General features: G+C 69.6%; 15 protein-coding genes and 4 pseudogenes. 8 read left to right on the top strand and 11 right to left on the bottom strand.

Going from position 1 to position 20,958, the window contains the following annotated elements:
- Positions 1-31: 31 nt before the first annotated feature.
- Complete coding sequence (locus AC5677_RS38340) at positions 32-2,098, bottom strand: galactose-binding domain-containing protein (protein ID WP_497192485.1); 2,067 nt, start codon at positions 2,096-2,098, stop codon at positions 32-34.
- A gap of 354 nt (positions 2,099-2,452) precedes the next feature.
- On the opposite strand from AC5677_RS38340, the gene AC5677_RS38335 reads away from it, so the two are divergent.
- Positions 2,453-3,820 carry a GH1 family beta-glucosidase gene (locus AC5677_RS38335; protein WP_497192484.1) on the top strand — a complete coding sequence of 456 codons (1,368 nt, stop codon included), beginning with the start codon at positions 2,453-2,455 and terminating at the stop codon, positions 3,818-3,820.
- A 456-nt stretch (positions 3,821-4,276) separates the two neighbouring features.
- Positions 4,277-4,753: pseudogene (locus AC5677_RS38330) on the top strand (sigma-70 family RNA polymerase sigma factor family protein); the annotation flags it as partial.
- A 153-nt stretch (positions 4,754-4,906) separates the two neighbouring features.
- On the opposite strand, the gene AC5677_RS38325 reads toward AC5677_RS38330, so the two are convergent.
- A complete protein-coding gene (locus AC5677_RS38325) occupies positions 4,907-5,251 on the bottom strand; it encodes an MmcQ/YjbR family DNA-binding protein (protein WP_497196912.1) in 345 nt (114 codons plus the stop codon).
- Between the two features lie 855 nt (positions 5,252-6,106).
- On the opposite strand from AC5677_RS38325, the pseudogene AC5677_RS38320 reads away from it, so the two are divergent.
- Both AC5677_RS38320 and AC5677_RS38315 read left to right on the top strand, forming a co-directional pair.
- Positions 6,107-6,676, top strand: a pseudogene (locus tag AC5677_RS38320) (DUF4365 domain-containing protein); the annotation flags it as partial.
- Between the two features lie 113 nt (positions 6,677-6,789).
- Positions 6,790-7,128 (top strand): annotated as a pseudogene (locus AC5677_RS38315) (transposase); the annotation flags it as partial.
- On the opposite strand, the gene AC5677_RS38310 reads toward AC5677_RS38315, so the two are convergent.
- On the bottom strand, positions 7,111-8,172 hold the full coding sequence (locus AC5677_RS38310) for a glycoside hydrolase family 113 protein (protein WP_497192483.1): 1,062 nt from the start codon (positions 8,170-8,172) through the stop codon (positions 7,111-7,113). The pseudogene AC5677_RS38315 and the gene AC5677_RS38310 overlap by 18 nt on opposite strands.
- A 368-nt stretch (positions 8,173-8,540) precedes the next feature.
- On the opposite strand from AC5677_RS38310, the gene AC5677_RS38305 reads away from it, so the two are divergent.
- A complete protein-coding gene (locus tag AC5677_RS38305; protein ID WP_497192482.1) occupies positions 8,541-9,284 on the top strand; it encodes a helix-turn-helix domain-containing protein in 744 nt (247 codons plus the stop codon).
- Positions 9,285-9,568: 284 nt separating this feature from the next.
- Here the strand turns inward: AC5677_RS38305 and AC5677_RS38300 are convergent, their stop codons facing one another.
- The gene (locus AC5677_RS38300) at positions 9,569-10,849 is read right to left on the bottom strand and encodes an FAD-dependent oxidoreductase (protein WP_497192481.1); all 1,281 of its coding nucleotides are present in this window, start codon (positions 10,847-10,849) and stop codon (positions 9,569-9,571) included.
- A gap of 90 nt (positions 10,850-10,939) precedes the next feature.
- On the opposite strand from AC5677_RS38300, the gene AC5677_RS38295 reads away from it, so the two are divergent.
- Positions 10,940-11,962: a helix-turn-helix transcriptional regulator gene (locus AC5677_RS38295; RefSeq protein WP_497192480.1), complete on the top strand. Its 1,023-nt coding sequence runs from the start codon at positions 10,940-10,942 to the stop codon at positions 11,960-11,962.
- An 81-nt stretch (positions 11,963-12,043) separates the two neighbouring features.
- Here the strand turns inward: AC5677_RS38295 and AC5677_RS38290 are convergent, their stop codons facing one another.
- The 6 genes and pseudogenes from AC5677_RS38290 to AC5677_RS38265 all read right to left on the bottom strand — a co-directional run bounded on the left by AC5677_RS38290 (position 12,044) and on the right by AC5677_RS38265 (position 15,841).
- Positions 12,044-12,400 carry a transposase gene (locus AC5677_RS38290; protein WP_497196911.1) on the bottom strand — a complete coding sequence of 119 codons (357 nt, stop codon included), beginning with the start codon at positions 12,398-12,400 and terminating at the stop codon, positions 12,044-12,046.
- A gap of 285 nt (positions 12,401-12,685) precedes the next feature.
- Positions 12,686-12,810 (bottom strand): annotated as a pseudogene (locus AC5677_RS38285) (IS5/IS1182 family transposase); the annotation flags it as partial.
- 43 nt (positions 12,811-12,853) lie between these two features.
- A complete protein-coding gene (locus AC5677_RS38280; RefSeq protein ID WP_497192479.1) occupies positions 12,854-13,870 on the bottom strand; it encodes a hypothetical protein in 1,017 nt (338 codons plus the stop codon).
- A gap of 310 nt (positions 13,871-14,180) precedes the next feature.
- Positions 14,181-14,786 (bottom strand): response regulator transcription factor, encoded by a 606-nt coding sequence (locus tag AC5677_RS38275; protein ID WP_497192478.1) that lies wholly within the window; start codon positions 14,784-14,786, stop codon positions 14,181-14,183.
- Positions 14,783-15,475, bottom strand: coding sequence for a sensor histidine kinase (locus AC5677_RS38270; protein WP_497192477.1), 693 nt, complete (start codon positions 15,473-15,475; stop codon positions 14,783-14,785). The genes AC5677_RS38275 and AC5677_RS38270 overlap by 4 nt, the downstream gene beginning before the upstream one ends.
- Positions 15,476-15,613: 138 nt before the next feature.
- Entirely contained in the window at positions 15,614-15,841 is a 228-nt protein-coding gene (locus AC5677_RS38265) for a hypothetical protein (protein ID WP_497192476.1), read from the bottom strand.
- A gap of 417 nt (positions 15,842-16,258) precedes the next feature.
- Between AC5677_RS38265 and AC5677_RS38260 the strand changes: the two genes are divergently transcribed.
- A complete protein-coding gene (locus AC5677_RS38260; protein WP_497192475.1) occupies positions 16,259-17,752 on the top strand; it encodes an APC family permease in 1,494 nt (497 codons plus the stop codon).
- Positions 17,752-19,368, top strand: coding sequence for a serine hydrolase domain-containing protein (locus AC5677_RS38255; RefSeq protein ID WP_497192474.1), 1,617 nt, complete (start codon positions 17,752-17,754; stop codon positions 19,366-19,368). Before AC5677_RS38260 ends, AC5677_RS38255 begins: the two co-directional genes overlap by 1 nt.
- On the opposite strand, the gene AC5677_RS38250 is transcribed toward AC5677_RS38255, so the two are convergent.
- Complete coding sequence (locus AC5677_RS38250) at positions 19,317-20,933, bottom strand: helix-turn-helix domain-containing protein (protein ID WP_497192473.1); 1,617 nt, start codon at positions 20,931-20,933, stop codon at positions 19,317-19,319. The two genes, AC5677_RS38255 and AC5677_RS38250, sit on opposite strands and share 52 nt — an antisense overlap.
- Positions 20,934-20,958: the final 25 nt, after the last annotated feature.

Below are 20,958 nucleotides of genomic sequence, written 5' to 3'. Positions count from 1 at the left end.
CCCGGTCCTGGGCACCGCCCCACCAGTGCCGTCAGTCGCTGAAGAATCCGACCTCTTGGAGCGAGTAGCCCCACTGCGTGCCGCGCTCCAGCCCCTTGATCCGTACGTAACGCGCCGGAGTGCCGGCGAACCGCGCCGTGTCCAGACCGCCGTCACCGGCGGTCGTGGACCATACCGACTTCCAGGCCGTACCGTCCTGCGACAGCTCGATGCGGTAGGACTTCGCGTACGCCTCCTCCCAGTCGAGAGTGACGCGCTTGACCGGCTTCGCGGATCCGAGGTCGATCCGCAGCCACTGGTCGTCGCTCCACTCGCTGGCCCAGCGGGTGCCCGTGTCGCCGTCCACGGCCTTGTCAGGAGTGAAGCGGGTGAGCGGGTTCCACCATTCCGACGAGGATGCCGTGGCGGCCGCTCCCGAGGCCAGGTTCTCCGTGGACTGGTGCTGCTCGGTCTTCGCCCAGGTGCGGAGGTAGGACTCGGCGCCCGAGAAGAGGTCGTCCACGACCTCCTGGCCCCCGACGATCCGGATGTCCTCGATCCAGTCCGGCACCATGCCGTAGTGCGCGCCGCCGTCGGTGTTGAAGTCCCAGGTGCGTTCGCCGGTGGTCTGCTTGTCGATCACCGAGCCGCCATCCGTGCTGCGGAAGGGGTACTTCACCGGGTTCGGGGTGTTCGCGCCGCGCGGGGCGGGCCAGCCGCCGACACCGTTCATGTCCGTTCCGTAGCCGTAGCCGACCTTGTACTTCTCGCGCAGCGCGTCCGTTCGCTTGGCCTCAGCGCTGAACGCCCCAGAGGCGCTCATGTACTGGGCGGCGAACCCACCGAGCTTGTAAAGCCGTTCGGTCCAGCCCAGGTCCATCCAGCTGTGCGAGGAGATGGCGCCCGGGTACGACTCGGACTCGAGGATGTCGAAGGCCTGGTCCGCGGCCTTGACGCTCATGTGGTCGAGCTCCAGCGTCATGTGACGCTTCATCATGCCGCGCACCGCGTACGCACCCAGGTCGGTCAGCCCACGGGTGTTGCACTGCGCGTCCGAGGAATACGTGGGGACGGACGTCCCCGCCGGCAGCCGCTTCTCCGCCTCGGGCGCCGCCGCGTTGCCGATGGGGTTGTCGTGCTGCGGGCCGCGGCAGGTCTCCGTCTTCCAGAAGGTGCCGGTCGACAGGAACTGGCCGACGTTGATGGCCGTGCCGAGGGCGCCGGAGTCGAAGCGCACCCCGCACAGGGCGTTGTCGAACTTGTGGCACAAGAACATGCTGCTCACACCCAGTTGGTGCAGCTCGTCCAGGCCGCGGTCGATGTCCTCCTTGCTGCACTGCGCCTTGTCCAGGATCTGCTTGCAGCCGAACGGCTCGGACGTCTCGACCCCCAGGACGACGGCCAGCTTGCCCTGCTTGATGACCTCGCGGGCCTGCGCGCTGTCCGTGACGATCCGGAACCAGCCCTTGCCCGGGCCGCCGTACATCTTGTCGATGAAGGCCTGCATGTCGTACGACTTCTTGGCCTCGAGACGGATGGCGGTCATCTCGTCGCAGCTGCGGTCCTTGAAGAAGTAGACCGAGCAGATCACGCCGTTGGTGACCAGGTCGTTGACCAGCACCCGTTGGCCGCTGCGCCACGCCCGCTCGATTCCGGCGTAGTAGTTCTGCTGGTGGGTCAGTGAATCGTGGGCGGGCCAGTCCTTGAACGTGGGCCACCCGACAGGGTCATGCCTGCCGTCGCCGCCCTTGGTGATCATGTCGAAGACGGCGAGCGAGCCGTCGGGGTAGTGCTCGGGACAGTCCTTGAGCGCGTCGGCGACACCCTGCTCCGAGAACGGCTTGCCGCAGATCAGTCGGCCGCCGAAACCCTCGTTGGACATGATGTGGTCGTGGGCGTCGACGAAGCCCCTGACCCGCCCCTGGGCGTCGGTGCCCTTGAAGGGCTCGCCGGTGACGTTGATCTGCGCGTCGGGGGTGGGCCGCGCGGCCGGGTCCCACCAGTTGGACTCCGCCGCGGAGCTGGGCATCGGACCGAGCGCCAGGGCCAGCACGGCGAGAAGCAGTGACGCCACCGTGAGGGATTTGCCTCTGCGGCGCGGAGGTTGAGCCATGGTCATCACTCACCTTGATTGACATGGTCATGCAAGTTACTGGCGAGTTGAGAATTGTGGCGACCATCCACGAAGTCAATGGTTCGGGACGGCCAACTTGACGGTCCATCAATTTTTCGACCTTGCGACCTTGCGCCCGGCCACCGTCAAAGCCGGCTCTCGGGCAGACCCGATTCCTAGAACGTGAACGAGCGTTCATGTTACGGTGCGGTCACTTCGGACACAAGGCCCAGCCGCGAACGGCCTTCCCCAGGGCGGCCGGTGGGGCGCGAAAGCCAACCGCCGGCAGGCCACCAGGAGCCGCCCGCGCCGGTGGCCGGACCTGAGCAAATCCCGCATCAGCGATGAAGGCAGGTACCTGTGACGACCAGCTCCACCGATGCCACCCAGCTGCCCCGGCTCCCGGCCGACTTCGTCTGGGGCGCCTCGACCGCCGCGTACCAGATCGAGGGCGCGGCCGACGAGGACGGCAAAGGAGTGTCGATCTGGGACACCTTCGTGCGGCGCCCCGGGACCGTCCGCGACGGTCACACCGGTGACGTCGCCTGCGACCACTACCACCGGTTCGACGAGGACATCACGCTGATGCGCCGGCTCGGGCTCGACGCATACCGCTTCTCGGTCTCCTGGCCGCGCGTCCTGCCGACCGGTGCGGGCAAGGCCGAGCCGCGCGGACTGGACTTCTACGACCGTTTGGTCGACGCCCTGCTCAACGCCGGGATCGAGCCCACGCCCACCCTCTTCCACTGGGACCTGCCGCAGGCCCTGGAGGACAAGGGCGGATGGCTGAACCGCGAGACCACCCACCGGTTCGCCGAGTACGCGGCCGTGACGGCGGAACGGCTCGGTGACCGGGTCAAGCGGTGGATCACCCTGAACGAGCCCTTCGTGCACATGTCCTTCGGGTACGGCTTCGGCGTCCACGCCCCAGGTCGCGCCCTGATGCTGGACGCACTGCCCGTCGCACACCACCAGCTGCTCGGCCACGGCCTCGCGACCGCGGCGCTGCGGGCCGCCGTTCCGGACGCACAGCTGCTGATCGCCAACAATTGCACGCCCGTCCGCCTGCGCTCCGACGCCCAGACGGACGCGGACGTGGCAGCGGCCTCTGCTTACGACATCCTGCACAACCGTCTCTTCAACGACCCGATCCTGCTGGGGAGTTACCCCGATCTGTCGGCCTACGGCATGACCGACCCGAGCTGGGGAGGAGTGGTACGCGACGGCGATCTCATCACCATCGCCACATCGCTGGACGGACTCGGCATCAACTACTACAACCCGACCTGGGTCACCGCACCGGTCGATCCGGCCGCCGGGCTGCCCTTCGACCTGGCCGAGCCCCAGGAACCATGCGAACGCACCGCGTTCGGATGGCCCATCGTCCCCGACGGGCTCACGGAGCTGCTCACCGACCTCAAGACGCACTACGGCGAGGCCCTTCCGCCGGTGTGGATCACCGAGAACGGCTGCTCGCAGCCGGCCGGGCTGCACGATCAGGCGCGCATCGGCTACCTCGCCGGCCACATCGCCGCGGTCGCGCGCGCCATGGCCCGCGGGGTGGACGTGCGCGGCTACTTCACCTGGTCGCTGCTCGACAACTTCGAGTGGGCCGAGGGATACCACCAGCGTTTCGGTCTGGTCGAGGTCGACTTCGCCAGCGGGCGTCGCACACCCCGGGCGAGCTTCCACTGGTACCGCGACCTGATCGCCTCCCAGCAGTCCTGAACGACGGCGCGTCATGGCCCACACGCCCCCGCGGTGCACGCCGCGGACGACGCCTCCGTCCTCGCCGAGCCCGCCGTCCCGGTCAGGGCCGACTGGACGGGGAACGTCCCCCGGCCACGCTCCCCATCTGGCCAACCGCTCCCCGGCACATGGTCGGACCACACCACAAGCCGGTGCGGCGGCCGCCGGCTCTGGACGGGACGAGGCGAGCACGACACCGCGCCCGAAGCCCGTGATCCGGCCCTGGAGCAGCGTCGGCCCAGGGAAACCGCCCGGTCCACCGGCGCATACTGCGAGCGCGTCAACTCCACGTCCGCCACGACCTGATGCCGCGTGGACCGGCGCACGTAGACAACGACGATCCGATCGCGATGGCGATCCGCGGACGCCCCGGGACCCATTGCCCGGACGCCTTGGCCGCCCCTTCAACGGACGCGCGAACCTCGTCGCTGGGGGGCCGCGATACGACAGGCCGCGCACCGCGCGTGTGGGCACGTACAGGCACGGCGGCCCCGCTTCACCGCTGACCGCTCCCGGCAGCGCGAGGTCACCGAGCGGTTCTTCGCCACCGCGACCGGCAGGGACATCACCACCCTCATGGAGCTGCTGTCCCCGGACGTCACCCTGTGGACCGGCGGCGGCAAGGTCCGCCAGGCGCTGCGTCCGGTTGTGGGCGCACAGACGGTAGCCTCCTGGTTCGCAGCAATCGGCGCGGTCACCTGCCAGGGCGTCGAGCCCGCCGATATGCGCGCCGAGCTCGTCGAGATCGTCGGCGTCCCGGGCATCCTGTTCAGCGTCCGGGACCGGGTAATCTCCACCGTCAGCTTCGCTTTCGACGCCGACGGCCGCATCACCGCCATCCACAAGGTGGCCAACCCGGACAAGCTCCGGGCTGTCGCGGACGACAAGGCCCACGACGTGTGGAGGCGGTGAGCCCTGAGGGGTTCCCCTCGGCCGGCGGCTCCTGAGTGAGGGTACTCATGGAGTCCATGCGCGGTGAGGAGCCCTGATTTCCTTCGCCCGCGTGCAGCTCGCCGAGGCGCGGTACGACGTCGTGTAGTCGCTCAGCGCCAGTCCCTCGGGGCCTCAATCCCCCTTGAGAAAGGCGTCCACCAGCTGTGCCGGGGCCGCTTGTTTCCAGGAATCCACGAGGATGTCCCGCAGCTCTTGCATGTCTTCAAGTGCGACCAGCCTCACCCGAACCCACGCGGAGCCTGCCTCGTGCGGCGGAACCCAGAACTTCTCCGGTTCCGCCGCGATCAGCTCCCGCCGCTCATGGATGGGGCACTTCACGGCGAAGGACGTCTCGTCGTCGGGGAGGGTGATGAACATCTTCCCGGCGACCCGGAACGTGGGCATGCCCCAGGCCAGCTTCTCCTCCGTCTGAGGCAGGGCGAGGGCGATGCGGCGGACATCGGCGGAATCGGTCATGATCACTACATTAGGCAGAGCAGTGCGTGAAAGCGTCAAGTTCTTGATGGTGAACGGATGCGGCGCCGCCTGGAGCATGCTCGCGCAGACCAGTTCACCGACCGGCACGACGCTTTGCCGGCTGAGCAGGACGCTGGTACCTGCACCTTCTACATCGCCGGCCGTCGCGTGGCGACCGCGATTGTCCGGATGCTGTGCCGGAGACGGCGGCGTGGCACGGGCTGCGCAGACTGCGGGCGGCCACCGGCCCTCGAAGAATGCCACGCCCCAGAAGGGCTTCACCGCCCCGCCGGTGGCGGCCTCAAGCCGCTGCGTGATCCAGACGCGCCCGGCCTCAACGAGGACGACGACGGCACGGGAGACCGACCGCCATCGGGCGCCGTGACAGCCGCCGTCCTCACGTATGTGTGGCTCCTGGCCGGTGCCTTCGCCTGTGCCCGGCCGTTCTCGGTCAAGCTCTGGCCTGATGCCTGCCTGGAGGTTTGAGCGACACAGATCATCTGTTCGAGTGGTCGATGCGGAACATTTCCCCGAGGTGATTTCGGTGGGGTGAGCATGTGTCCGTTCGTCATCACCACCTCCGCGGAAGGCGGGCCCAGCCATGTCCATTGACGGCACCCCAGAGTGCCGCCGGCCTTCACCGAGGCGGCGAGTTCCGCCAGGTGCGTAGCTGTGGTGTCCATGTAGGCGGCGGTGAAGGACCGGATCGCATGCAGAGGCTCCTCGACACTGTGCGAGGTCGAGTCCAGCCACGTGCGTGCGTGCCCTTGGGCGTTCTTCACGTGGCCGGCGAGCCCCGGAGCGGATGACGCCTCTTCCGGGGAGTTGGCGAGGACGTCCTTCGCCGCCTGTCCGATGGACGAGAGCAGTGAGGTCGGTGCGGTCGTCGGATCGGGCCGCCTTGGCCAGGCAGTCACTCTGGACGGGCAGGGACGTCATCTGGGTGTCGATCAGGTCCGCGGTCTTGTGGACCTCTCCCCAATCCGCCTTGGCGGTCTTGAGCTTGGCCTTCAGGAAGTGCTTGTCGGGAGTGACGTTGTCGCCGATGTAGTCGATGACGGTCTTGAACTTCGTCTGCAGAAACGCAGAGTCGGAAGCGACGAGCTGGAACGCAACCAAGACACGCCGAAAACCGCACAGCGCGGCCCCGCCGTCAGACGCAGCGGCTCATGTGCAACGTTCAGGACCTTCGGCACCAAAATGCGCATTCGCTGGCAGAAAGCGCAAGTCAGCCGTGCTTACGTGCATGCGCTCGCCACGCAGGACGGCTACACGATCTGCGACTGGAACGTGGACAAGGACGGCGTCGATGTCACCCTTCGCTCACGCGGTCTCATGGTGGATATCCAGCTCAAGTGCACGCAGAGCCCACGTGCCATCCGCGGCGGTGACAGCTTTGCGCTCGACGTCGAGACCTACAACAAATTACGCGACCCGGAACGCTCTGCCCCCGGCCACCTCGCCGACGTGAGCGTCTCTCTCGGCCTGGACGTCGGCAAGAGCCCCCATCACGGACACGGATTACCCCGGCCGGCAGGAAGGTCTTGCCGCTGCTGGATACCCTCCCCCGTATTCGGGGACTGCGAGGCCGGCCACGGCACCGGCCGCGGAGGCTGTTCGCCGATCGCGGTTACGACTTCGACAAGTACCGGCGCCTGATCCGCAAGCGGGGCATCACACCGAAGATCGCCCGCCGCGGCACTCCGCACGGGTCCGGCCTGGGCAAGACCCGTTGGATGGTAGAGCGCACCTTCGCCTGGCTTCACCAATTCAAACGCCTGCGAATCCGCTACGAGATACGCGCCGACCTCCACCAAGGACTCCTCGAACTCGCCTGCAGCATCATCTGCTTGAGACGACTACGCACGGCATTCTGAATCATCGGTAGGGCCGTCCTCACCCTGGACCGGCAACGCTGACGTTGCTGATTGGTATGCCTTGGCCATGGCGTGGAAGGAACGCTTGGGGGCGAGGCTGCCGTCGGGCATCAGCTTGCATACCCCGTAGGAGGCCATGTCGAGGTCGAAGCGCGGGTCGGCGTGGTGCGGGTACTCGTAGCCGGCGAAGGTGAACCAGAAGACGGTGTCCACGCCTTCCTCGTCGAAGACGGCGAGCATCTCGCGCAGGTAGTGGGCCTGTTCTTCCTCGTCGCGGACGTAATCGCCGTTGATGCGGGGCGGATCGGCGTCGTGATCGACGACATCTACCCAGCCCGTGCCGCCGCGCTCGGCTGCTCCCCGGTAGGTGCAGCAGCCGAATTCGGTCGCCGCGAGCGGCTTGCCGTGCCGGAAGTACTCGCGCAGGCCCTGACGGAAGGCGTCACTGGAATCGCCGTAGGCGTCCGCACTTACGATGTCGAAGGGCGCCCAATCGACCTGTTCCCATGGTCCGGAGGCGTAGGTGATCTTTCCGCGGAACCGTGAACGCACCGTCTCTGCGATGTTGGCCAGCAAGGAGTTCAGCCGGGCAGGAACCTCGGCGAGCCCGGCCAATGCCTCGGGGACGCCGCCGGTCAGGGCTTCGATTCTGGCGAGGCTGTCGTCTCCGGGGAGAATGTCGGCGGCAAACAGGCTCAGCTCGCAGCCGGTGACGAAGACGTCCGCTCCCACCTCCTGGGCGCGGTCGGCACAGGTGGCGAAGTAGGGCAGCAGCTCTTCGGCGGACAGTTCGCAAGGGAACGGGGAGAACCAGACCTCAAGCCCGGCATCGGCGGCATGCCGGGCCGCAAGGGCCAGTCGCCCAGGGTCGCCGCCGGTGATCCGCACGGCATCGCAGTGCAGGTCGTCTGCGATGACGCGGATCTCGCGTCGCACCGCGTCGGCGTCGAAGACGGGCCGCGAACTCTTTCCGCCCGGAGTGAAGCCGGTGTCGTAGGTGATGCCTTTGGCTCGCATGGGATGCTCCTGACAATCGATCGACATCTGTTGCTGCGTTGTGCTGCGTCTCACCGGGCGTCGAGGGGAACGGTTCGGTGGACGGATCGCATGGACGACTCGGGGTGCGTCTGGAGATCAGCTCGACGGCGACCTTGGCCGCGCTGCCGTCTCGCTTCTCCCTGGGAGACCACCTGACACCCGTGCTCGGCGATCGGAGCCGAACGTTAGGTCCGAGTCGAAATGCCAGTCAACGGCGATCTCCTCGGAACCGTGCTGTTTGCGCTGGTCAGCTCCGCAACTGTCGATGCAATGACAGTGATGGTCAACGCACGGCGAACGAGAGGGTGTTGCAACGATCGGCGACCAGTGCACACACTGTGTGCCGAGACGACCGAATCAGAGGAACCGACCCGATGCCAGGACGCAGGCTGACCAGAGCCGACCGGCAACAGATCGCCGCGGGGTTGGCGCAGCGCCTGAGTTACGCCGACATCGCCAGACGCCTGAACCGTCCCGCCTCGACGGTGGGCCGCGAGGTCGCGCGCAACGGCGGACCTGGCCGGTACCGCGCGGAACTGGCACAGCTCGCGACCACCCACCGAGCCCAGCGCCGGCCGCGGCCCCCCGCCCCGGTGCAGCGGCCCATCGAGCATCTCGGCCCTGACCCCGACGCAACGGCCGCGTTCGTCACCGACCTCACCACAGCACTTGTCGAAACCGGCCTCCCGCGCACCGCCGCCCGCGTGATGGCCTGCCTGTTCGCTTCCGAGACCGGCAGTCGCACCGCCATCGAGATGGCGCAGCACCTGCAAGTCAGCGCGGCGACCATCTCGCACGCGGTCCGCCTGCTGGAACGGCAGGATCTGATCCGCCGCGGTCGCGATGACGGTGGCCGCCGCCACCGGTATTTCCTCGACGACAAGGCGGGCTTGCGGACCGTCGCGGCCAGCGTCGCCGCCAACCAGCGGTTCGCCGCCACCGCGCTGCGTGGCGCCGATCTCTTCGGGGCCGAGACCGCTGCCGGAGCCCGGCTCGCCCTGGCAGGCCGATTCCTCGAACGCCTCGGCGACGACCTCATCCGCTCCGCTGAAAAGCACTGGCGCGACATGGTTGGTGACAGGGGCGACGCATACACGCTGACGAGCCACGCGGAGTAGTACGCGGCCTCACTCGCCCTAGCGATCGGCCAGGCATTCGAGAGAGCCCGGAGCCTGAAGATCGCCCGGCGTGGCCCCCCACGGCTGGAGTAGCCCGGCGCGAGACTGGACGCCTGGCGTGAGTGGGCCCCGGCTGCGCGTTCGGGGCCGACCCGCCCGCCCGTGCTGACACTCGCTCACGCAGGGCCCGAAGGCCGTGCTGCCACAGCATCGGCAAGGAACCGCAGTTTCGAAGGAACCGCAGTTTCGTAGGAACCGCAGTTTCGTACGGACCTGCCCGTTCTTCAGATCGGCAAAGGCGTGCCCGACGACGGCTCGCGGCGATGAGGTCGGCGCAGCCGGGCGGCCGTGGCCAGGATCGGGGTGGTCGCGGCGGTGGCGGCGGCACCGAGTGTGGTTTCGGTGGCCAGAATCCAGCGGACTGTCTTCATGGCCAGGGTGAGGATCTCGCTGCCGCGCTGGCGCATACCTGCCTCGAACCTGCTGACGGCCACGGTGAGCGTGCTGGCACCGTCGGCGACTTCGCTCAGCCCCTCGAGCAGGCCGGCGGCGTCGCGGATGGCTGCGCCGGCGCCCATTCCGGCGGTTGGTGGTGTCGCGTGGACGGCGTCGCCGAGTGCGGTGATCCGGCCTGCGGGCCATGGTGCGAGGTCGGATGCGCGGGTCGAGGCGGCATTGAAGCGGAATGCGGCCACGCTGTGCGGGTCAGCGCGGGTGATGACCTCGAGCGCGTGCTCGGCCCAGCCCCGCGCACGGAACCGGTCCAGCAGCGCGGCCTGCAACTCGCCGGCACGCAGAGCACGCAGGGCGTCGGTGGCGGCGGATTCGGGGAACATGCCGCCCCAGATGTAGGTGGGTCCGGTGGTGACGGACATCCGCAGCTCGGGTGCATCGAGCACGGCGTTGCCGACCGGGTCGAGGAAGCCGACGTAGAGCGCCGCACCCCGAGGTCCTATTGCCAGCCCCGATCGTGGTCCGAGCCGCTGCTGTTCACGAGGGCTCAGATCTCCGAGGGAGGTGCGGCCGGAGAACCCGATGATGCCCGCCGGGCTGTTGGTCGGGCCGCCGGCCAGGTACCGGGCGACGACGGAGTGGGCACCGTCCGCGCCCACCACCAGATCAGCCGTGACGGGTGCGGCATCGGTGAACCGCACCTGCGGTCTGCCGTCATCGTCGTGGCCGACGCCGGACACGGTCTGTCCCAGGTGCAGGTCATCGCCGACCGCCTCGGCCAGCAGCGTGCGCAGGGTGATGCGGTCGATGTCGACGCCGGCATCACTGCTGAGGTCCGGCCCGTGGCCGAGGAGCCGGCCTCGGCGGTCCCAGAACGCATCGCGGTCGCGCAGTCGCAGCGCCGAGGCCGACGCCAGCAGACGCTCCATGATCTCCGGCGCCACCAGTTCCCGCAGCGCCGACTGCGCCCGCTCGTCCAAGGTGATGTGATAGCCGCCCGTCTCCGTGACCTCGGTGTCGCGGTCGAACGCCGCCACCTCGAAACCCCGACGACGCAACCCCGCCGCCAGCGCGAGCCCACCGATCCCGCCACCAACCACAACGACACGCATATCGATCCCTTTCACCGTCAGTTGCCTTCGCGGACCGACGATGACACCGGTAGTGGACACCGAGTGGCCAGGACCGGCCATGATGGGGCAATGGCGAGCACTTCACGACGGGCATTGCGGTTGTTGTCCCTCCTCGGATCGCGCCGGCAGTGGCCGCTGCATGAACTGGCCACCAGGCTCGGGGTCAGTGAGCGCACCGTCCGCCGCGACATCGAGACCTTGCGCCGGCTCGACTACCCGATCACCACCCTCCATGGCCCCGACGGCGGCTACCGGCTCGGTGCCGGACACACCCTCCCGCCACTACTGTTTGACGACGATCAGGCCCTCGCGGTCGCGGTGGCCCTGCAGACCGCGCCCAGCACGGTGTTCGGCCTGGGAGACGACGCGGCGAGGGCGCTGGCCGCCCTGGAACAGGTGATGCCCGCTCCGCTGCGGGCATCCATGGAATCCCTGCGCCTGACCAGGCTCCAGAACTACTGGGAGTTCCCGGCACCACCCATCGACTCGACCGCGCTCACCGCCGTGGGGGCCGCGGTGCGAAACCGGCATGTGCTCGTTGCCGAAAGGCTGCGCGCCGACGGCTCACGCCCGGAACCCGGCGACGACGACTTCCTGCCCGCCCGCCGCATCGAGCCCCACCACCTGGTCGTCTGGGCCGGTCGGTGGTACCTGGTCGCCTACGACCTCACAGACCACGCGTGGCGGGTGCAGCGTGTCGACCGGCTCCATACCCGCCCGACGACGCACCGCTTCACCGCGCGCGAGCTTCCCGGAGAGGACCTCGCCCAGTTCGTCATGCGCAGCCACGACCGCGGCGACACCCCCGCTGCCTGGCCATGCACCGGCAGCGCCCGGCTCAACCTGCCCGCAGGCGTCGTCGCCCGCTGGGCGCCAGGCGGCTCGGTCGTCGAACACCTCGACACCGACCACTGTCGTCTCACCCTCGGCGCCTGGTCCTGGGCTGGGATCGCCGGCATCCTCGCCACCTTCGATGCCGAACTCACGGACGTTCGCCCGCGCGAACTCGTCGAGGCCGGTCGACGCCTCGCGCATCGATGGGCCATCGTGACAGAGACCGGCGACAGCGCCAGCCCAACCCGCTGCTCATAAACGGCCCCTCCCGAGAAGACGCGGTCGGGCCGCCCGCGGGACCGCCGGCATCGACCGGGGCAATCCTCTACCGTGGAACAGTCAGCCAAGAGCATTGCCACCGGCACCGCTCTCACGGCCAACTACGGTCATTCCGTTGGCAGCTGGGGCGACGTCGGGACCGAAGCCCAAAAGGGAACAATCGTCACGATCGCACACTTCGGACGCTTCGGACTCTTCGGACGCTTCCGGAGCGTTTGAGGCAGCGGACGATCTCGCGTCGGGTCTTGCCCTCTTTGAGGCGTCGCTCGTAGTGGTCTCGCGGGTGCCGGGATCGAAGCCGAGCCGAGCGTGCACGATCCGGTGGAGTGCCGAGTTTTCCTGCCGGTCTCCCCCACGGTTGAGCCGCCAGCACCGCTCGCGCCCCGAGGAGTGCTCGACAGGGCTGACCCCGCACAGTGCGGCGAACGACGCCTCGCTATCCGTTCCGGGGTGTCCCCCATGGTGATCATCAAGGTTGCGGCGCTGTCCGGCCCGATGCCCACCGGAGCCAACCGCTGCGGGAAGTGGTGCTCCACCAGCCGGGCCAGACGCCGGTCGAGGTGCTGGATCCGACCGGTCAGCTGCTCGATGCGCTGAGTCGGCACGCCCAGCGTGGTCCGAGTTGCTGCGTGCGCGCCTTGACCGCGGAGCGCAACGGACGACATCGGCAACCAGTGCTTCGACCGGGCGAGGTTCGCCAGGCTCGCCTGGCCTGCGTCGTCGGGGTCCTCGGGGGGCCGGATCGGCGGTATGCCGTTGGCTTGAGGGATCAGTTCCTGGCTGTCATGCCGGTTCGCCCTCGCAATTCTCGACGGACGGGGCAGCCCGAGGTGACGCATCCGCCAGCGGCACCCCGTCCTGGTCGCGTGCTCAGACGGGCAGGGTCGCGGCCAGCGGTGCGCCGATCTGGATGTCGAGGTAGGCCACGAGATCACCTCCGTCGAGCGCGCTCGTGCGCGCGTCGATGATCACGACCGTGCCGGCCACGATGCCGGCGAAGCTGGTGCCGGTTCGACGGGACTGTTCGATGCGCTCCGTGACGGGACGACGGACCGCCTCCGTGAGGAAGGCGAGGCCGTGCGGGAACTCCTCACTGAGCAGGTGTCGTTGCCGTCCGGCCTCGATCCGACTGCCGATGCCGAACTGGGCCGAGACGATCTGGTCACCGCGGAGGGTGACACGGAAGTAGCCGTTCGACTGGACGCGGTTGCAGTTCTGCTGGGGTGGATAGAAGCAGTCGTAGCCACCGGCGAGGAGATCGTCCACAGCGGAGCTCATCGAGGTCGCATAGTGGTCGGAGCCGAACGGCCAGCGCCGCACGGAGGCGTCCCGGGCGGTGACGACCAGTCCGTTGAGCCCGTCGTATCCGTACTCCGCGTGCGTGTCGCGCCATCCCGCTCGGGGTGTTCCGTCGTCGTGCCCCGCCGTGTCCGTGCGGTGCTCGTCCTCGAAGTCGTTGATCTCCTCCCGCACGCGGTCACCGGCGCCGGGCCAGATCGCGGTCAGCGTCGGCGCCGCAGCCGCGACAACCTCGTTGGCCTCCGAAGCCGTCTCGACGGGCGGGAACCAAGCCCAGACGAGCCGGTCGTCGCGGTCCAGCAGGAACTGCGCCACCTGCGAACGGGCCGTGTCCGACGCGTCGTGGCGCGCGATCCGGCACCACAGTGCACGACCGTCCGCATTGGCTCGGGCCTGCACACAGAACCAACCGGCCGCCCGCAACGGCCGGGTGAGAGCCCCTGCCACGCCGTCGGGCGCGATCGGCTCGGCCTGGGACTTCTCGGCTGCTGCAGCGTGCTGGTAGACGCCGGCGGGCGGGAGGGACGACGGCTCGTCCGCCCGGGTGCAGCCGGTCAGCGCGAGCAGGCCCAGCATCGTGGTCCTCAACGCCGTGACAGTCGTTCGCCGGACCGCTCGACAGCGGCGTCCGGGTATGCAGGAGGTTCGGGACACGGGGCTCATCGAAGCCTGTGGATCACCGGTTCAGCAACTTCGGTCGCCAGATGCCGGGTCATGTCCTCGTCGGCCGGATCGCGGCCAAGTTTGACGGCGTGGTCCACGACCCAGCGCCCCGTGGAGGCGGCGAGGCATCCTTCGCCGCTGGGGAGGGGACGGGCGATCGAAGGCGTCGACGTGGCTGAGGGGAGGGTCCTTGCACCGCGGCCAGACCGCTGATTGCGGCTCGACGGGACCGCGGTCAGAGCCAGCCGTTGGTCTCCGCGCGCCGGGCTGCCTCGGCGCGGGTGCGGGCCTGTGTCTTGCCGATCGCTGACGACAGGTGGTTGCGCACGGTGCCCTGGGACAGTCGGAGTGTCCTGGCGATGTCGGCTACGGTGCCGCCGTCGGCGGCGGCGCGCAGCACCTCCGCTTCGCGCTCGGTCAGCGGGCTCGCGCCGCCGGCCAGTGCTTCCGCGGCGAGGGCCGGATCCACGAAGCGCAGGCCGGTGTGGACGCGGCGGATCGCGTCGACCAGTTGTTCGGGCGGGGAGTCCTTCACGACGTAGCCGGCAGCGCCCACGGACATCGCCCGCCAGAGGTAGCCGGGCCGGCTGAAGGTTGTGCAGATGATGGCGCGGCAGCCGGGCAGCGCCCGATGGAGATCGGCGGCGACGGCCAAGCCGTCCCTGCCGGGCATCTGTACGTCGAGCAGCGCGATGTCGGGCGCGGTCCGCTGTGCGGCGGGCAGCACCTCGGTGCCGGTGCCGATCTCGGCGACCACGTCGATGTCGGGCTCGAGCCGGAGCACGGATGCCAGGGCGCCGCGTACGAGTGCCTGGTCGTCGGCCAGCAGGACACGGATCATGTCGGCCCGGCTTCCTGCGACGGTGCGAGGTGGACCGCCGGGGCCGGCCCGCGGGCGACGACCCGGAACCCGCCGCCCGGGTCAGGCCCGTGTTCGAGCATGCCCGACACGGCGGCCAGCCGTTCGGTGAGGCCGCTGAGTCCGTTCCCGGCGCCCGCCGCGCGGCTGGAACTGCCGTTGTCGGTGACCTCGACCCAGCCGGGTCCGATGCGGACGGTGCACAGTTCGGCGTCGGAGTGCCGCAGCACGTTGGTGACCGCCTCCCGCACGATGTAGCCGAACACCTCGCGCAGTTCGGCGCGCACGGCGTGCGTCGCGGTGGGCAGTTCGGCCCGTACGCCGGCGGCATGCAGAGCCATGCGGGCGCCGGCGAGTTCGCTGTCCAGCGACAGGGTGCGGTAGTCCGAAATGGTGGCCCGCAGGTCGGACAGCGCCGTGCGGGCCATGCTTTCGAGCTCGGTGACCTGTCCGACGGCGAGGGCCACGTCTCCGGAGGACTCCAGGATGCGCCGTGTCAGCCCCAGTTTGACGGTCATCGTGGAGAGGCTGTGGCCGAGGACGTCGTGCATGTCCCGGGCGACCCGTTCTCGTTCCTCGTTCACGGCCAGCCTCTTGACCTGTTCGCGCGCGGCCCGCAGGTGACCGATCGTGAAGTTGAGCGCGAAGACGGTGCCGAGTGCCGCGGTCACGCCGACGAGGATGGCCACCTGCGCCCAGGCCACATCGCCCTAGGCGAGACGCATCCAGACGATCTGCCCCAACACCGTGACGAGGCCGAGCAGCAGCGCATGGCGCAGCGGCAGCAGCATGAGTCCGATCGAGAGGGCCTAGGTCAGATCGGTCAGGTAGGAGGGCGACGCGAGAAGCACGGCCGGTGCCACCCCGAGCAGGAACATCGCGGCCACGATGGCGACACGCCCCCGGCGCAGCACCAGCGGCCCGTACCAGGGCGCCAGCATGCAGCCGATGCCGTAGCAGGCGACGAAGCCGATCGCGAGCGAGGTGAGCAGGAGAGGTGTGGTGCCGTGCGCGATGTCCTCGGCCCGTGCGATCAAGGCGAGGGAGGCCAGCGCGGTGGCCGTGGCGACGGCCTCGCGGCCCCGGCCCCATGCCCAGGAGCCTCCCGTTCGCCCACGCCGAGCGCGTGGCCGACGCCGACGGCGGGCTCGACGAGCAGTCTGACTGGACGGCGAAGGTCGCGGCCTTCGTGCCCGGGTCGCTGAACGAACTCGTCCGCTACTGCGCAGCGCTCAAGCCGCTGCGCGCGGCCTGCCCCGGCCCCGAACCTCAGCCCTGTCAGAAGCTCCGGGTGACCTCGTCGCCCGGGGCTTCGTCGTGTTCCGGGTGGATCAGCCCGGCGTTGGTGGCAGCGACAACCGACGGGCCCCGGCTTTGGCGCGCACGACGAGAACGGCCCCGGTGACGCCCCGTACGTTGTGCCGACCAGGCGTGAACGGAGAATGGAGCCCAGGATGACCGAACTGATCCCGCCGGAAATCACGCGGTCGGCGCCCGGGGCGGTCAGACGCAGGCTCGGCGTGCTGTCCCTGGTCGGAATCTTCTTCTTCACGGTGTCCGGAGGCCCCTTCGGGCTCGAAGCCTCACTCTCCAGCGCCGGTCCGGGCATGACCCTGCTCATGATCGTCCTGGTGCCGGTGGTCTTCGGCGTGCCGAACGCGCTGGTGGCAGCGGAGTTGAGTGCCGCGATACCGGTCAACGGCGGCTACTACTACTGGACGAAGATCGCGCTCGGCAGAGGTGCGGCATTCGTGTTCGGGGCCTGGAATTCGATCGGGTCGGTGCTGAACCTTTCCCTCTACCCGATCCTGCTGGTCGACTACCTGGCCACCTGGGTCCCGGACATCGCCCGCGGGAAGGGGCTGGTGATCGTGGACCTGTTCCACGGCGGTTTCGTCGTGGACCTGCACTGGATCGTCACCGTCGCCCTCATCGTCCCGATGGCGTACCTGAACTACCGCGGCTCCAAGGCGGTGAGCGAGTACTCGGTCGGGATGATGCTGCTGATCCTCGCACCGTTCGCGGTGCTGGCGGTCCTCGGCATCTGGCATGCGGTCGGCGACGGGATCAACGTGCTCTCGCCCTTCATGGTGCCGGGGCAGAGCGTCCCCTCGTCGGTGGCCGGCGCGCTCAGCGTGATCGTGTGGCTGTACCTCGGCTTCGACGGCCCGAGCACCGTGCTGGGCGAGGTCGCCGACGCGCACCGGACCTACACCCGGGCCCTGGTCATCTCGGTTCCGCTGATCATCGCCGCCTACCTGCTGCCCACCATCGCCGCCATCGGCAGCGGGCTGCACCGGGGTTCGCCCGCCGACTGGGTCCAGGGCGACTTCGTCGTGGTCGGCGACGCCCTGGGCGGAATCTGGCTGAAGGTGCTGATCTCCCTGGGATCGGCGCTCTCCCTGGTGGGGCTGTTCATGGCGATCCTGCTGACGAGCACCCGGGTCCCGCGGGCGCTCGCCGCGGACGCGTACCTGCCGCGCTGGATGGCCCGGGACAGCAAACGGTTCAACACGCCGGTGGGTGCGCTGCTGGCGAGCACCACCGTCGTCGTCGTGCTCTCCGCCGTCGACTTCAGCTCGATCCTGCGGGCCACGGTGCTCCTCACCCTGGCCTCGATCCTGCTGGAATTCGTGGCCTTCCTGGTCCTCCGCTGGAGGTATCCGCAGATGCTCCGGCCGGTCCGGGTCCCCGGCGGCTGGCCCGGCGCGGTCCTGGTCGTCGCGTTGCCCACGGCGATGATCGGGTACCTGGCGTGGAGTACGGCGGTCAACGAGGCCGCGACGTTCGGCACGAGTCTCGCGGTGGCGCTGCTGGCCGTGCTGCTGTACCCGCTGTGCCGACGGTTCGTCAAAGGCGACCGGCCGGACGCGGAGATCGACTCTTCCCAGGTCGAGCTGGGTCCGGACCGGTTCGCGGGATTCGGTTCGCGGAAGGCGGGCGTCTGATGGATGTGCAAGAGGTGCTCTCCGAGCTTGCGGAGCGGTTGCGGACCTGGTGGCCGGTGCCGGGAATCGCGATCAGCGTCGTCGACGGTACCGGCGAGTCCGCGTTCGTCACCGCAGGATTCGCGAACGCGGAGTCCGGGGCGCCGGTCTCCCGTCGCACGCGGTTCGAGATCGGTTCCATCAGCAAGACCTTCACCGCCGTCTTGCTCGGCATACTGGCGGACGAGGGGAAGGTGGACCTCGACGCGGCGGTCGCCGACCACCTGCCCTGGTTCGCCCCGAACGGCGGCTCCCGCGCGATCACCGTCCGGCACCTCCTGCAGCACACCTCCGGCCTGGTGGCCGGGGCCGACGCGCTGCCCGATGCCGCCGCACGCGGCTACGCGCTGCGCGATGCGAGGACCTGGGCCGAACCAGGTGAGCTGTTCCACTACTCCAACGAGGGCTACAACCTGCTGGGGTTGATCGTCGAGCAGGTGACGGGGGAATCGCTGGCGGACGCCATGGCCGAACGGCTGCTGCGCCCCCTGGGCATGCGCGACTCGGCGGCGCGGATCACTCACGAGGACATCGCCGAACTCGCCACCGGGTACCGGTTCCTGCGCGACGACCGCCCGCCGCTGCCGTCGTCCCCGCTCGCACCGGCCGGCTTCTTCGAGTATTCGTCGGCCGACGGGAACGTGCTGGCAACCGCTTCCGACCTGGGCCTGTTCGCCCGCATGCTGCTGGGCCGGGGCACCCTGGACGGCACCAGGATCATCGGGCCGGAATCTTTCCGGCAGATCGTCACGATGCCTGCCGACGCGGTCAGTTGCGGTTACGCGCTCGGCGTGGACGTGGAAGTGATCGACGGCCGCACCTGGCTGACGCACGCCGGCGGGATGGTCGGATACCGCTCGTACCTCGCCGTCGACACCGACGGCGGGCACGGTGTCGCCGTGCTGACCAACGCACCCGGCGAGTGCCAGATCATCGACCGCTTCGCCCGCCATGTGCTCGCGGTCGTCCAGGGAGCCCCGGCGGACCCCGCGCTGTTCGACCCGGAGCGGATCCCCGACGCCCGGCGCTACGTCGGGATCCACGGAACGACGCCGCGTCAGATCCGGGTCGAGGCCACGGGGGACGACCGTCTCTCGCTCACCTCGGACGGGGTGACCGGCAGGCTGTACGACGCGGGGGACGGACGGCTGGTGTGCGATCACCCAGAATGGTCCGCCTACCACCACTCTCTGGACGGACGCTGGCTCTACGGACCCGAGTCACTGGGCCCCAGCCCCTCCGCGCCGACCGCTCCCCCGCACGCACTCGCAGGTCACTACCGGAGCTACACCCCCTGGTATCCCGGCTTCAGCATCGTGCAGCGGGCGGGACGACTGCACATGATCGCCGCGACCGGCGTGGAAGCGCCCTGCGACGAACCGGAACTCGTCCCGCTCGACGACGGGACGTTCCGCATCGGAGCCGACCCCCGGCTGCCGGAGCGCCTGACGTCCGGCCCCGCCCTGGACGGCGCGGTGCTCTGGGTCGACCTGGACGGGTGCCGCTACACGCGCTCGTTCCGGGATCAGCCGGAGGCTTGGGAAGCGCCCGTCCGCAGCTCGCGCACCCGGAGCTGAAGGTGCGCGAGCAGCATGGCGTCGGCATCGGCGAAGTCCAGCCCGGAGACCTCGCGGATACGGCGCAGCCGGTAGCGCATGGTGTTGGGGTGGATGTGCAGGGCCTCCGCCGCGGTGTCGGTGGCTCCCGCGGCGGCGAGATAGGCGGCCAGGGTCGCCGCCAGCGGACCGTCCTGGCCCTCTTCCTGGCGTAGCCGGTGCAGCGCGCCGCCGGCGTCCGGCAGGCCGAGCGCCTCGGTCGCATCGGCGAGGTGCAGCAGCAGCACCGCCAGCGCCATGTCCTCCACGGTGCGCACGGCCGGTCCGCGGACGGCCGGATGCCGCAGCGCCCGCAGCGCGGCGTCCGCCTGCGCCCGCGCGTCGGCGATCCGGCCCATCGATTCGGCCGGGCCGCCGACGGCGACCACGTAGTCACCGGCCAGTGGGGTCCGCGCGAGGAAGTCGCGGGCCAGGGCGACGGCCGACTCCAGGGCCGTGGCGTGTTCCGGAGGCCAGGCGGCCAGTACGTACACCACTCCGGTGCCCGCCACCAGGGCTGAGCGGGGGTGCACGGCCGCCAGGAAGTACTCCAGCGTGTCCGCGAACCGGCGCAGCCCGGCGGCGTCCAGCGCGTCGGAGCCCGTGCTCCCGGCCGGCCGCGGGGCCGCGGCCAGGACGCAGAACGGGCCGGAGCCCAGCTGCAGCCGGCTCGCCTCCACCGGGTCGGCCGCCCCGCCGAGTACCGCGGCGGCGAGCTCGCCGCGCTGGCGGCGGGCGTAGCTGGTCTCCGTGCGCAGGCCGACCAGCTGCAGCGCGACCACGGGCGCGTATTCGCGCAGCCGGGCTGTGGCCGCCTCGTCGAGCGGCCCGGTGACGGCGGCCCAGATGTAGCCGAGGACGTCCGAACCGGCCCGGACCGCGATGGCCACCCTTGCCAGCTGATCCGCCCCGGTCGCCTCCATGTACACCGGTTCGGTGCTGGCATGGAGCCGCTCGAATTCCTGACGCTCGCGCTGTTCGGCGAGCGTCCGCTGGTGCACGGCCCGCCCCAGGATGGTCTCGATCCGCTCGGAGTCGGTCCGGTCCTGCCCCTCCGACCAGGCGACCAGCGCGGAGAAGCGGTCCTCGATGGTGACCGGGGCGCCGACGGCCTCATAGACCGCGTTCGCCAGGGCGAACAGCTCCGCGCCGCTGCCGGCCGAGCGCACGCGCGTCCTCGCGTACTCGAGCAGCTGCTCACGGACGGTCGTCGCCACGTGCATCCAGGACGCGTCCGGGTTGACCTCGATGATCGCCGGCTTGTCGTCGGCCGACGGCGGCACCGGGGCCTTCACCGCCAGCACCTCCGCGCCGGCCTGCCGCATGGCCGCGGTCAGCTCGCGCAGCTCGGCCTCCGTGGTCACGCCGACCCCCAGCACCACGCACCCGGGGCCGAGCTGTGCCGGCGCACCCGGGGCATGGATGGCGATGTCGGTGAGCGGCCCGCCGCTGCCGGTCCCCTCCTGGACCAGGCGCAGCAGCGCCGGGCCGATGTTGTCCACGAGCTGACGGACGGGCAGGTGCCCCCGAGCGCCGGACTCCCGCATGGTGCACCCCCGACTCGAAGGATTG

The organism is Streptomyces sp. JLSY215, from assembly GCF_059682825.1.
The sequence above is the reverse complement of the archived record's forward strand: the minus strand, read 5'-3'. Positions and strand labels throughout refer to the sequence as shown.

Excerpts from the sequence above, each read along its gene's own strand:
- AC5677_RS38325 (WP_497196912.1), bottom strand. The coding sequence starts at position 5,251 with ATGACCGATTCCGCCGATGTCCGCCGCATCGCCCTCGCCCTGCCTCAG.
- AC5677_RS38310 (WP_497192483.1), bottom strand. The coding sequence starts at position 8,172 with ATGTCGATCGATTGTCAGGAGCATCCCATGCGAGCCAAAGGCATCACC.
- AC5677_RS38260 (WP_497192475.1), top strand. The coding sequence starts at position 16,259 with ATGACCGAACTGATCCCGCCGGAAATCACGCGGTCGGCGCCCGGGGCG.
- AC5677_RS38255 (WP_497192474.1), top strand. The coding sequence starts at position 17,752 with ATGGATGTGCAAGAGGTGCTCTCCGAGCTTGCGGAGCGGTTGCGGACC.
- AC5677_RS38275 (WP_497192478.1), bottom strand. The coding sequence starts at position 14,786 with ATGATCCGTGTCCTGCTGGCCGACGACCAGGCACTCGTACGCGGCGCC.
- AC5677_RS38295 (WP_497192480.1), top strand. The coding sequence starts at position 10,940 with ATGGCGAGCACTTCACGACGGGCATTGCGGTTGTTGTCCCTCCTCGGA.
- AC5677_RS38250 (WP_497192473.1), bottom strand. The coding sequence starts at position 20,933 with ATGCGGGAGTCCGGCGCTCGGGGGCACCTGCCCGTCCGTCAGCTCGTG.
- AC5677_RS38340 (WP_497192485.1), bottom strand. The coding sequence starts at position 2,098 with ATGACCATGGCTCAACCTCCGCGCCGCAGAGGCAAATCCCTCACGGTG.
- AC5677_RS38300 (WP_497192481.1), bottom strand. The coding sequence starts at position 10,849 with ATGCGTGTCGTTGTGGTTGGTGGCGGGATCGGTGGGCTCGCGCTGGCG.
- AC5677_RS38305 (WP_497192482.1), top strand. The coding sequence starts at position 8,541 with ATGCCAGGACGCAGGCTGACCAGAGCCGACCGGCAACAGATCGCCGCG.